This is a genomic window from Hyalangium sp., assembly GCF_045802625.1.
Classification (GTDB): Bacteria; Myxococcota; Myxococcia; order Myxococcales; family Myxococcaceae; genus Hyalangium.
Genome location: NZ_JBJMQP010000217.1, coordinates 1 through 11,674, shown reverse-complemented (window position 1 = coordinate 11,674; position 11,674 = coordinate 1). Strand labels below are relative to the sequence as shown.

Genomic DNA, 11,674 nt, shown 5'->3' with positions numbered 1-11,674 from the left:
GGAACCAAAGCCATACAAGTGGGCGGAATGTGGCTCACAAGCACTGAAGGCAGCCGCCAAGAATCCATCGCTGCGGACAGTTCCATGCGGGTAGGGGGCAATTGCTGGGAGGAGGTAGAAGGGACAGCCTCAATCACAACGAACAAGGACATCTCGATCAACGTCGGCACCTATTCACGCGCGCTGATCGATGGAGCGACAACTTGTCTTGCCAAAACTTTCGACCTCAAGGCAGATAAATTCTCAATCGTCGTAAACGGTCAGGTTGCTCTCCGCGTGGAGAAATCTGGCAACATCCAGATCTTTGGCAAAACCATCACCCTTGATGAATCCTAGGCTCGCAGGAAGCACATCCTCGTCAGGAGCAGTGCCAAGAGTTTCGCCTCCGCATCAACGCCCCTGAGCGACCTTGGCCCCAACTGCCCGAAGTCCTCGGAGACCCGATATGGTCAAGATCAAAAGCGGGAAGAAAATCCAGAAGATACAGGGGGGTGGCTCTCTGCCCTTTAGCAAGCCGCTGGCCGACCCTGCTTGTCCAGATGGAGAACATGTCGAGCGCATATATTTCCCAGAAGTCGATCCGGCCGAAGCCACCCCTTTGAAGCGGATTGAAAAGCTGAAGGAGGCAGGAGCAGATCCGTTTGAGATTGCCGCCGCAGCGCACAATGTCCAAGAAGGACACATCACCCACGGCAGGCAGATCTCTCGCGGTGCAACACAGGCGGAGTTGAGCGCCGATCTCCCCGGCAATCATCAGCACATCAAGGCAGTCTGCGTAAAGTGCGGCCAGTTCCGGGAACTTGATCATGCCTCCAGCAAGACCTCACCGGTCGAATGTAAAGACCAGAAGGGTTCTTATGGAGGGACCGCGCAGTTCAAGAACAACAAGACACTGGCAGAGCGCGGATACAAGGTTTCATACAAGGTACCCGCCAACAAGAAGTTTGACGAAAAGCTCACTCTACTCAAGAATGCTGGCTTTGACGTCATCCCTGTCCCTTTTCCTTGAACTCCCCCGAGTCTCGTCATGGGCACGCCCACATGGTTCCGTTTCTCCACGGTGAACACCCCGCTTGCGCATGTCTTCCGCAGTAGCGCCAAGTTGAGAGACGCGCACCACTTCAAGCCCCGCGGCATTGGCCGTCTTGCATGGGACGAAGTAACACGGCAGCTGGCATTCCAAGAGGACTCTATTTCCCCTCTTCGGGAGGACAACGAAGCCACGGAAATTGCAAGCACCTGGGATGGCTTTTCCATCTCATACGATGTCTTGTCAATCCGGGCAGTCCTTTATCTCTCCTTTTGGAAGCAAGATACCGCTACATGCATGGCGGTGGAGATCGACAGCCAGGTTCCATACATCAAACCCCAAGGAATGACTGAAGGCGAGTGGCTGGAGCGCTTCATCTGTGAATATATCCACGCCTGCGGGTCCTCAGAGTGCGCCTATGGCCGTGATTGGCCCATCTTGTTCGCCCCCTTGGAACCGGAGCAAATTGTCTCGGAGTTGAGGAGTGGCATGCTGCTGAAGCGACCGCTCCCCGGCTTCTACGCACTCGCCCAAGGGCTCCTAAGCAAAGAGGAAATGGCTACGCTGTTGCTGGGGCAAGAGAGAAGCTCGAGATTGCGATACTTCCACTCACCCGCTGGCTACTACGTCCTCTCCTCTCTCTGTCGGCGCAACTGGGCGCTAACAGGCCCATAACTACTGCGAACAGGTGCCCTGGGGTTGCGGGAGACAGCATCTCCTTGGGTAGTACAGCCATCCCTCTCGTCCTCGAATATCTTGTCTCGGCATTAATCTTCCGCGCAAGGCAGCCCATCAAGGGCATCCAGAGGGGAATTCCATGCTAGCAACCGCTGCGCTCAAGGCCAACCAGGCCGAGTTCGAGTTCCAGGCTGGCCCCCATGCCGCAGGCGAGCTGGCTGTGGTGGGCTTCGAGGCCCAGGAGACCATCTCCCAGCTCTACTCAGTCGAGATCAACCTCGCGGCGCCTCCGGGCATGTCCGTCGATGAGAAGGCATTGATTGGCCAGAACGCGCTGCTGACCGTGCAGCTTGGCGATGGCACCGGCCGCTTCTTCCACGGCATCGTGTCACGCATCTCGCGCTGGGATGCGGGCCGCGGCCCCGAACGCCAGCGCTACCGCGTCACGGTGGTTCCCCGGCTGTGGATGCTCCGCCACACCCGGCGCAGCCGCATCTTCCAGGAGATGACCGTCCCGGACATCGTCCAAAAGGTTCTCGGCGACGCCCGGATCGAGCACACCCTGTCGCTGCAGGGCTCGTATGCGCCCCGGGAGTACTGCGTGCAGTACCGCGAGTCGGACCTCGACTTCGTCTCCCGGCTGCTCGAGGAGGAGGGCATCTTCTACTCCTTCGAGCACACCGAGGGCTCGCACAAGATGATCCTCAACGACGCGTCGATCACCTGTGCCGCCATGGCCGGCGAGGCACGACTCGTCTATCGCGAACCTTCCAAGATGGTGGCGGGGAGCGAGTCCGTGCACGAGTTCTCGGCTCGCCGGGAGATCCAGCCCGGTGCCGTGGCCCTCCGGGACTTCAATTTCGTCCGGCCAGCTCTGGATCTCACCGCCACCACCACCGCCGATGAGGGGGAGCACGCGCTCGAGATCTACGACTACCCTGCCCGATACGAGGAGCCGGGCATCGGCAAGTCGCTCGCCAAGGTCCGCCTGGAGGAGCTGCGCGCGCGGGTGGAGATGGCGACGGGGGCAAGCAACTGCCGCCGCCTGCTCGTGGGCCAGACCTTCGAGCTGGCTGATCACCCAGTGTCTGAGTTCAACCAGAGCTACCTCCTGCTCTCGGTCCGGTACGTGGGCCGGCAGCCAGAAGTCCTCACCTTCGAGCAGTCGATGTCTGACAGCAAGGAGGCCTACCGCAACGAGTTCGTCTGCATCCCCGCGCAGGTTCCCTTCCGCCCGTCGCGCTCCACGCCTCGCCCGATGATTGCGGGCGCCCAGACGGCCATGGTCGTGGGCCCCGCAGGTGAAGAGATCCACACCGATGAGCACGGCCGCATCAAGGTGCAGTTCCACTGGGATCGCGAGGGCAAGAACAACGACAGGAGCTCGTGCTGGATCCGGGTGAGCCAGGCCTGGGCCGGACAGAGCTGGGGAGCGCTCTACCTGCCTCGTATTGGACACGAAGTCGTGGTGGAGTTTCTCGAGGGAGATCCGGATCGCCCCATCGTCACCGGCAGCGTCTACAACGGGCAGAACCCGCCGCCCATCCATCTGCCTGACCAGAAGACGCAGAGCACGCTGCGCTCGAACTCCAGCCCAGGCGGCAACGGCTCCAACGAGCTGCGCTTCGAGGATGCCGCAGGCAGGGAGCAGGTCTACCTGCACGCCCAGAAGGACTTCAACATCGTCGTCGAGAACGACAAGACGCAGCAGGTGCGCGGCAACGAGACGCTGCTGGTCAAGAAAGACAGAACCAAGACCGTCGAGGGCAACCAATCGCTGGAGGTCAAGAAGAACGACGACAGCATCATCGGCGGCAACCAGACCCTGGAGGTGGTCAAGGACCGCTCGACCACGGTAACGGGCAATCACACCGAGTCCGTGGTGGGGGACCAGTCCATCTCCGTGAACAACAATCAGACCGTGATGGTCGCCATGGCCTCGGCGGAGACCGTGGGGCTGGGCAAGATGCTGAACGTCGGCGGCGCCTATGCGATCACCGTGGGCGCAGCCCTCAACCAGCTCGTGGGCGGCATCATGGCCGAGCAGGTGGGGGGCTCCAAGACCGAGACGGTGGGAGCCAAGAAGTCCGAGACGGTCAAGGGCTCACGCACCCTGCAAGTGGGTGGCGATCTGTCCGAGCAGGTCGAAAAGAATCGCACGCTCAAGGTAGAGAAGGATCTCCTCGTGAGCGTCGGCGGCAAGCACAACCATGTCGTCAAGGACGGCTACACGCTGTCCGCCAAGGAGATCGCTCTGGTGGCCGAGGAGCAATTCACCCTCAAGGTGGGCTCGGCGACCCTGCAGGTGAAAAAGAACGGGGACGTGGTCCTCAAGGGCGCCAAGATCGAAATCACCGCCAGCGGCGATGTCGTCATCAAGGGCTCGAAGATCTCCGAGAACTGATCCGGGCGCCAGAAGCCCCATCAGGGCGGAGGTAGAGCGTGGGACACCCTTCCATCGAAAACCAGACTCCCTTCGCGCTCGAACTCCTGGCGCTCGCGGATGAGGAGCTGCGCCCGCTCCTGGTGCCGGTGGTCAAAGCCACCTATGCCATCCATGGCGACGGCTTGAAGCTCGCCGAAGAGCAGGTGCCCGTCCATGTCGCGGGTGTGCCCTGGGGCAAGCCCGAGGATTCCAGCTACCGTTACGAGCCCGAGTGCGCCTTCATCAAACCCGCCACGGACGTCGTCCTGGTGGGTCACGCGTGGGCTCCCAGCCAGAACACTCGTGAGTCGCTCGTCTCCCTGCGCGTGGGGCCGGTGGAGAAATCGGTGCGGGTGTTCGGAGATCGCATCTGGAACAAGCGCCTGGGCTTCATTTCCATGACCAGGCCGCAGCCTTTCGAGCGCATCCCCCTGGTCTACGAACGCGCTTTTGGTGGTTGGGACCGCTCCGATCCGGATCCAAGCCTGCACACCTTCGAGCCACGCAACCCCGTGGGAGTCGGATTCCGCTCCAGTTTTCGATCCTTCGAGGAAGACCTGCACCTGCCCAACCTGGAGGATCCCCACCACCCACTCGAGCGCTTCGGACAGCGGGTTTCCCCTGCGGGCTTCGGGTTCCTCTCCCCCCATTGGCAACCTCGCGCGGCATTCGCGGGGACCTACGACGAGACGTGGGACAAGACGCGCAAGCCTCTGCTGCCCAAAGACTTCGATCGGCGCTTCTTCAACGCCGCGTCACCAAGCCTCGTCGCCCCAGGTTACCTCCTGGGCAACGAGCCCGTGGCCATCACGAATGCCTCGCGCAAAGGGCCCCTGTCCTTCTCGCTCCCCATCCGGGCTGCGCCGTCGGTGACCGTGGAACTCTCGGGTGCGGAAGACTCGCTCCCCGAGATGCGGCTGGACACCGTCATCATCGATACAGACGCAGAGCAGGTGCTGCTGCTGTGGCGGGGCCAGGTCGCCCTGAGTGAAAGCATCCATGACGTGCGAACCGTGCACGCCGATGTCCCCCACATGAGGTGAAGACATGGCCGCCAATGTTGATGTCAACAAGATGTCTGTCGTGACTAAAGACAGCGATGGTGCCACCGCTGAACGCATCTGGGGGAGCCTCGCGGGTTGGCTCGTAGGAAGTGATGACACCGGTGGGCTGTGGGTCGACTTCCCTGGCAACAAGAACGGTCCCATCGCGGCACGTCTGGCAGCCACTGTCGATTCCAAGAGCCTGCAGTCCGCGGTCTCCCGCCGCCAGAAGGTGGTGCTCCTGTTCGAGCAGGGTGACCCTGGCCTGCCCTTCATCCTGGGGCTCATCCAGGAGACCAGCCCGACCCCCCTGGTGGATGCGCTGCTCGAAGAGCAGGCACAGGCGCCCAAGCCACCGCCAGTCGATGCCAAGGTGGATGGGCGGCGGGTTCTCATCGAAGGCAAGGATGAGATCGTCCTGCAGTGCGGAGAAGCCAGCATCACCCTGCGGCGCAACGGCAAGGTCATCGTCAAGGGCACCTACCTGGAGTCGCGGGCTACAGGGACCCACCGCATCAAGGGCGGTTCCGTCGAGATCAACTAGAGGCATCCTGCCCAAGGACGGCTTTTCATGCGCTGGGACATCTACGAGCAGCACCTGGAAGAAACGGCTTTCCTCTGGAGCCAGTGGGAGCAGGCGCTGGTGGCGCCCGACCATGTGCTGGCCGAGGTCATGCCGCTGGAGGAACGGCTCCATGCCCATGTGGATGGGCTGATCCTTGGGGGGGAGCCCGCGGCGAAGCGCCTCCTGCTGCCGGCCCTCGCGTCAGACGAGCCTGAGCTCATCCGCACTGCGGCCTTCGCGCTCCTGCTCGGCAGAACCCCTGGTAGCCCAGACATGGTTCTCGAGCGTGTCCGCTCGGCGGATGACGCGGCGCTTGCCGCTCTCCAGCGAGCGCTGGAGCTGCTGGAGCCGTCTCATTTCCCGCCCTGGCTTCAGTTGCTTCCCCAGGACGAGAACCCCAGGCTCCGAATCCTGGCGCTCGAGGTGCTGGGCTTCCATCAGTGCGCGCCTGCTGCCGTGTGCCGGGCTCTCGTCTCGCACGAATCCCCGAAGCTCGCCGCCGCGGCGCTTCGTGCGGCCTGCCGGTCCCACGTAGAGCTCGCGTCCGCCGTGCTGGAGCAAGCGCTGGCCTCCTCCTCGCCGGAGGTGCGGGATGCGGCTATCGAGACGGGAGCGGTGAAAGGGCACCGCGCCACCCGGGCGGCCTGCTGGGCCGCCATTCAATCTCGCGCTCTGGCCAGCCCGCTGCCTCTGCTGTTTCTGGCCCTGAGCGGCGACGAGCGGGAGCTCAAACAGCTCCAAGCACTGCTCGCGGATGAGGTGCTCCGTCCAGACGTGCTCTGGGCGCTGGGCTTCAGCGGTCGCATCGCCTGTGCCGACACCTGCCTCGAGTTCATGCGGCAGAAGTCCGTTGCGGCACTCGCGGGCGAGGCCTTCAGCGCTATTACCGGACTGCGCATCGAAGGCCCGTACACCGCCAAGCCCGAAGACTCGGAGCCCCAGGAGCCTATTCCGCTCGAGCAGGAGAACCTCGATGCCGACCTCGGCCCCAAGCCCACGAATGCACTGCCCCTGCCCCACGCCGATGCCATCTCCGCGTGGTGGCAACAGGCTCGCCCTCAAATGGAGCCTCAGCGCCGCTATCTGGAGGGCCGGCCCTTCGATTCCCAGATCCTGCTCGACGCGCTCATGCACACCTCCATGAGGCGCCGTCACGTGCTCGCGCTGGAGTTCGCACTCCGAAGCCGGGGAGCACACCAGGTGCCCACTCGTGCTTTCGTGGACCGTCAAATCGGAGCGCTGCGTGCTGTACGAGCAGGCTCACCTGCGACTCTCGGATAATCAGCCCGCGGATGAGCGGCGCAGCGGACAGGGGCCCAAAGTGGCGGCCCGGGCTCCGCGCGAGTACGGTCCTCCTGCCGTGCTCAAGGCCGTCCCCGCCCTCCTCACGCTGTTTCTCGCCGCCTGCGCCACGGCCCCGCAGCCCACGCCGGCGAGCGACGCGCGTACGGGCCCCGCGGCGCGCGCCCCGCCACCCGCTCCCATCACCGATGCGGGCGCGCCTCCCCCGCTGCCTGGAGCCCCGCTCTCCCAGGGGATGCCCCCGCCCACCGAGGTGAAGCGGCTCGACTTCCGCGGCGGCGAGCCGCAAGTGCCCATCCGGCTGATGGAGGGCCGCTCCGACGTCACCTTCTTGCCCCGGGCGCGGATGCGGCTGCGCTTCGGCGGGCCGGATGACAAGATCCTGGAGGCGCCCTCAGGCTCGGTATGGCGGGTCCGGGTGACGCATGGAGAGCCCGCCGTGCTCACCGCGCGCATCCAGCTGGGCGAGTTCCGGTTCTCGGACAAGGCGGGGCTCGCGCAGGAGCAGCAGGAGTGGCAGGCCCGTGGGCTGGCCACGCGCGTCCAGGTGCTCGGCTCGCTCTACGGCATCGCGGGCAAGGTCATCGATAACCGGCGCTACCTGCTGCTCGTGGACGAGGTGCTCCCCCTCAAGGAGGCCACGGCGCGGCAGGCGGAGCTGCTGCGCCGCTACGGCATGCAGACGACGCTCTTCGAGGAGGTCCACACCCCCTCGCGTGGCATCCTCGAGGTCCGGGACACGGCGGGCAACGTGGTGGGGCTGGCGCAGGACTCGCTGATCGCGGAGACAACGGACGGCTCGGGCTTCGACGTGCGGCAGGTGGAATACCAGGTGGGCTACGAGAACCACGGCTTCGAGGACCGCAGCTACCGCGGCTCGCTCCAGTTCACCGTGGATCGCTTCGGCACGCTCGCGGTGGTGAACGTGGTGAAGCTGGAGGATCTGCTCAAGGGGTTGGTGCCCTCGGAGATCTTCGCGCGAGCCCCCATGGAGGCGCTCAAGGCCCAGGCGGTGACGGCGCGCGGCGAGGTGCTGGCCAAGGTCGGCACCAAGCACCTGGCGGACCCCTACCTCCTGTGCTCCGAACAGCACTGCGCCGTGTACCGCGGCCGCACCGGCGAGGCGCCCAGCACCACCGCCGCGGTGGAGGCCACTCGGGGCGAGGCGCTCTTCTCCAAGGATGGGCGGCTGGTGGACTCCGTCTACAGCGCGGTGTGCGGCGGGCACACGGAGAACAACGAGGTCGTCTGGGGCGGGCCTCCGGATCCGAGCCTGCGCGGCCAACCGGATCTGCTCGAGCCCTCCGCCGGCCAGCCCACCCCCGCCAACCTGGAGGCGTTCCTCAGCGCCACGGACATGCCGGCGGCGTGCCGGCTCTCCTCACTTACGCAGCCGAACAAGTTTCGCTGGGAGAAGCACTTCACGGCCGCGCAGGTGAACGCCTTCACGGAGAGCCTCGGGGTGGGCGCGGTCCAGGCGCTGAAGTTCTCGGAGCGCGGCGTGTCCGGACGGGCCCGCGTGCTGACGATCTCCGGCGAGCAGGGCGCCACGCAGATTCGCGGAGAGCTGAACATCCGCAGGCTCTTCGGGATGCTCAACAGCACCCTGGCCGTGGTGGAGCCCACCCGAGACGCCGAGGGCCGCCTCACCGGCTGGGTGTTCCGAGGCGGCGGCTGGGGGCACGGCGTGGGGATGTGTCAAACGGGCGCCATCGGCCGGGCCGAGGCCGGGCAGCACTACCGGGACATCCTCCGGCACTACTTCAATGGGGCCGAGGTCTCCGCCATCTACTGAGCCTCCGAGCAGCCCCAGGCGCTCCCCTGCCCCCTCCCTCCCGAGGGGGCAGGACGTGGGTCCGCTTCTCCCTCGCTCGATGTTCAGGCCTCATTACGGAAGATTTCTCCTGTTCTCTCGGCGACGGCTCGGGAGTAGCTAGGCGCTTCAGGGGTTATCATCCAGCACGTGGCCACGGACACTCAGGGACCAGACAGGCGGCGACGCAAGCGGAGGGGGCCTGGCCTGGCGCTCCTCGTGCTGCTGCTGTCCCTGCTGGGGCATGTGGCCTTCGTGGGCATGCTCCTGCTCTTGTCCTACATCGAGGTGCACCTGCCGGGCGGTGAGAAGCGCCCCACGCGGCCTCCGAGCGCCGTGTCGATGCGGCCGCTCACGAGCGACCAGTGGGCCAAGAACCGGGGACAGTCCAAGCCCGCGAAGTCGCAGGTGACCGAGCGTCCCCGCGCCCAGGAGAAGAAAGAGGAGAAGAAGAAGGACGAGCAGCGGCCCAATGGCCAGGTAGTGGACGTGGCCAAGGGCAACGACGAGAAGGCCCCGGACGCGAAGTACCTGGCCGAGCACGACAACAAGGTGCAGAAGGAGACGCGCGCCAAGGAGCAGACGCCCTTCTACCGCAACGCCATGCCGCAGAAGACGGCGCCCCAGAACCGCGAGGGCGTGGGCCACGAGTCGGAGCAGCCGCCGAAGATCGCGGGCAACAATGGCGTGGGCTCGGATGACCAGCCCATGAGCCCGGGCAACCACAAGCCCGCCTTCGAGGTTCCTGACGCTCACCGCAAGCAGGAGATCGCCCTCAAGCCGGAGAAGGACAACTCGGGGATCGGCCCGCAGGTGGCCAACCGCAACGAGAGCGACGAGGTGAAGGGCAACTCCAAGCGGCTGAACATCCAGCCGGGCTCCGGCCAGGGCGAGACAGAGGGCTCCAACGGCCGCGCGGGCCAGCCCGGGCTGGCCACGCTGATGCCCTCCCAGGCGGTGATGGACAAGATCATCGGCGCGGCGCCCAACGATCACCTCCAGGACGCCGAGGAGGGCGATGGCACCCTGCTCAACACCCGCGAGTGGAAGTACGCCAGCTTCTTCAACCGCGTGAAGCAGAGCGTGGGCATGCACTGGGATCCCAACGCCGAGCTGCGGCACAGGGATCCCACGGGCACCATCTACAGCGGCAAGGACCGGTATACGCTGGTCAACGTGACGCTGGACCAGAAGGGCATGGTGCAGGAGATCCACGTGGAGAAGAGCAGCGGCCTGGACTTCCTGGACATGGAGGCTGTCGCCTCGTTCGAGCGCGCGCAGCCCTTCCCCAACCCGCCTGTGGGGCTGCTGGATGGGGACTCCACGGTGCGCTTCTCCTTCGGCTTCTTCCTGGAGATGGGCGGCGGCCCGCGGATGCGCCTGTTCCGCGGGTCCAATTGAGGTAGGGTTTCGCCCCCGTGGAAGCCTCCATCTCCAACCGCCAGGAAGCTCACGCGGAGCGCAACCGGAAGGTCCGGCAGGTGCTCGCGGCCATCCTCGTAGCCAACTGGGCCGTGGCGCTCGCCAAGCTCCTGTTCGGCATCGTGTACCAGTCCGCCTCGGTGACGGCGGACGGGTTGCACTCGTTCATCGACGGCAGCTCCAACATCATCGGGCTGGTGGCCATGTCGGCGGCGGCCCAGCCCGCGGACGAGGACCACCCCTACGGCCACGGCAAGTTCGAGGCGATCGCCTCGCTGGGCATCGGGGCGATGATCGGCATCGGCATGCTGGAGCTGGGGCGCATGGCGCTCGACTCGCTGCTGCACGACAAGCATCCCCAGGTGACTCCGCTCATGGCCGGGGTGATGGTGTTCACCCTGGTGATCAACCTCGCCGTCACGCGCATTGAGCGGCGCTACGGCGAGCAGCTCAAGAGCACCCTGCTGCTGGCGGATGCCAACCACACGCTCTCGGATGTGTTCGTCACCGTGGCGGTGCTGGGCTCGCTGGGGTTGGTGGCGCTGGGCTACCCGCGGGCCGATGGCGTGGTGGCGCTGGTGGTGATGATCTTCGTGGCCTATGTGGCGTACGGGATCGTCCGGCAGGCGGTGGGCATCCTCTCGGACACGGCGCGGCTGGACGCGGCGAAGGTGGGACAGCTCACGCTGGGCGTGCCCGGAGTCCTGTCATGCCGGAACGTGCGCAGCCGCGGCATGGAGGACAGCGTCTACGTGGACCTGAAGATCGAGGTGGACCCGCAGCTCACCGCGGCGCGGGCCCACGAGGTGGCGGATCAGGTGGAGCAGCTGCTCCACGGCACCTTCCCCCAGGTGGTGGACGTGGTGGTGCACGTGGAGCCCGCCCAGGCCACGGGCTCGGCGCGCTCAGGGTGACGAGGAGACAGCGATGACCATCCAAGCCATGTTCACTGCCGAGGGGATGACGCTGCGCGACTGGTTCGCGGGCCAGGTGCTCGCGGCCCGCCTCGCCCGGCCCGACACGACCCCGGCCGAGGTGCAGAACGGCGCCGAGCTGGCGGCCTGGGCCTACGGCGTGGCCAAGGCGATGATGGCCCAGCGCGAGCAGCTCCTCGCCGAGGAAGAGCGAGCCCTGTGGGATCCGGAGTTCGCCCCGCCCGGCCCGAGCGGCCAGGCGAAGTAGCCCCAAAGGTTACGTCCGGCACATCAGTGCCGCACTCCAGGTCGTCACCACCTGAGAAGTACTTCAGCGCTTCCACTCCCTCAGCTCATCGGGAGTAAATGAGGGCAGCAGGACCAGTCGTGTCACAGCACGCTTCTCAACGGAATACGTCCGCCCAGCGACCTTGACGAACTCTCCCCATTCCGGAGCTGGTTGGCTTTTCAGCCATTGCTCG

11 protein-coding genes are annotated in these 11,674 nt (G+C 65.3%); all 11 read left to right on the top strand.

Annotated elements, in window-relative coordinates; genetic code table 11:
• Nucleotides 1-336 (top strand): hypothetical protein (locus tag ACJ8AT_RS35040; RefSeq protein WP_407742315.1); only part of this gene is annotated, 336 nt, incomplete at its 5' end.
• Between the two features lie 109 nt (nucleotides 337-445).
• Nucleotides 446-1,009: a hypothetical protein gene (locus ACJ8AT_RS35035; RefSeq protein WP_407742314.1), complete on the top strand. Its 564-nt coding sequence runs from the start codon at nucleotides 446-448 to the stop codon at nucleotides 1,007-1,009.
• 18 nt (nucleotides 1,010-1,027) lie between these two features.
• Nucleotides 1,028-1,705, top strand: a complete 678-nt coding sequence (locus ACJ8AT_RS35030; RefSeq protein WP_407742313.1) for a hypothetical protein — start codon at nucleotides 1,028-1,030, stop codon at nucleotides 1,703-1,705.
• Between the two features lie 142 nt (nucleotides 1,706-1,847).
• Complete coding sequence (locus ACJ8AT_RS35025; protein WP_407742312.1) at nucleotides 1,848-4,112, top strand: type VI secretion system Vgr family protein; 2,265 nt, start codon at nucleotides 1,848-1,850, stop codon at nucleotides 4,110-4,112.
• Nucleotides 4,113-4,150: 38 nt separating this feature from the next.
• Nucleotides 4,151-5,176 (top strand): DUF2169 domain-containing protein, encoded by a 1,026-nt coding sequence (locus ACJ8AT_RS35020; RefSeq protein WP_407742311.1) that lies wholly within the window; start codon nucleotides 4,151-4,153, stop codon nucleotides 5,174-5,176.
• Nucleotides 5,177-5,180: 4 nt separating this feature from the next.
• A complete protein-coding gene (locus ACJ8AT_RS35015; RefSeq protein WP_407742310.1) occupies nucleotides 5,181-5,720 on the top strand; it encodes a DUF6484 domain-containing protein in 540 nt (179 codons plus the stop codon).
• 27 nt (nucleotides 5,721-5,747) lie between these two features.
• Nucleotides 5,748-7,022 (top strand): TIGR02270 family protein, encoded by a 1,275-nt coding sequence (locus ACJ8AT_RS35010; protein ID WP_407742309.1) that lies wholly within the window; start codon nucleotides 5,748-5,750, stop codon nucleotides 7,020-7,022.
• Between the two features lie 40 nt (nucleotides 7,023-7,062).
• Nucleotides 7,063-8,838 carry a SpoIID/LytB domain-containing protein gene (locus ACJ8AT_RS35005; RefSeq protein ID WP_407742316.1) on the top strand — a complete coding sequence of 592 codons (1,776 nt, stop codon included), beginning with the start codon at nucleotides 7,063-7,065 and terminating at the stop codon, nucleotides 8,836-8,838.
• Between the two features lie 168 nt (nucleotides 8,839-9,006).
• Nucleotides 9,007-10,257, top strand: coding sequence for a TonB family protein (locus ACJ8AT_RS35000; protein ID WP_407742308.1), 1,251 nt, complete (start codon nucleotides 9,007-9,009; stop codon nucleotides 10,255-10,257).
• A 17-nt stretch (nucleotides 10,258-10,274) separates the two neighbouring features.
• A complete protein-coding gene (locus tag ACJ8AT_RS34995) occupies nucleotides 10,275-11,192 on the top strand; it encodes a cation diffusion facilitator family transporter (protein WP_407742307.1) in 918 nt (305 codons plus the stop codon).
• A 13-nt stretch (nucleotides 11,193-11,205) separates the two neighbouring features.
• Nucleotides 11,206-11,460, top strand: a complete 255-nt coding sequence (locus ACJ8AT_RS34990) for a hypothetical protein (RefSeq protein ID WP_407742306.1) — start codon at nucleotides 11,206-11,208, stop codon at nucleotides 11,458-11,460.
• The last annotated feature ends 214 nt before the right edge of the window (nucleotides 11,461-11,674 follow it).

Coding starts and splice junctions, on each gene's coding strand:
- ACJ8AT_RS35035 (WP_407742314.1), top strand. CDS start 446: ATGGTCAAGATCAAAAGCGGGAAGAAAATCCAGAAGATACAGGGGGGT.
- ACJ8AT_RS35030 (WP_407742313.1), top strand. CDS start 1,028: ATGGGCACGCCCACATGGTTCCGTTTCTCCACGGTGAACACCCCGCTT.
- ACJ8AT_RS35025 (WP_407742312.1), top strand. CDS start 1,848: ATGCTAGCAACCGCTGCGCTCAAGGCCAACCAGGCCGAGTTCGAGTTC.
- ACJ8AT_RS35015 (WP_407742310.1), top strand. CDS start 5,181: ATGGCCGCCAATGTTGATGTCAACAAGATGTCTGTCGTGACTAAAGAC.
- ACJ8AT_RS35010 (WP_407742309.1), top strand. CDS start 5,748: ATGCGCTGGGACATCTACGAGCAGCACCTGGAAGAAACGGCTTTCCTC.
- ACJ8AT_RS34990 (WP_407742306.1), top strand. CDS start 11,206: ATGACCATCCAAGCCATGTTCACTGCCGAGGGGATGACGCTGCGCGAC.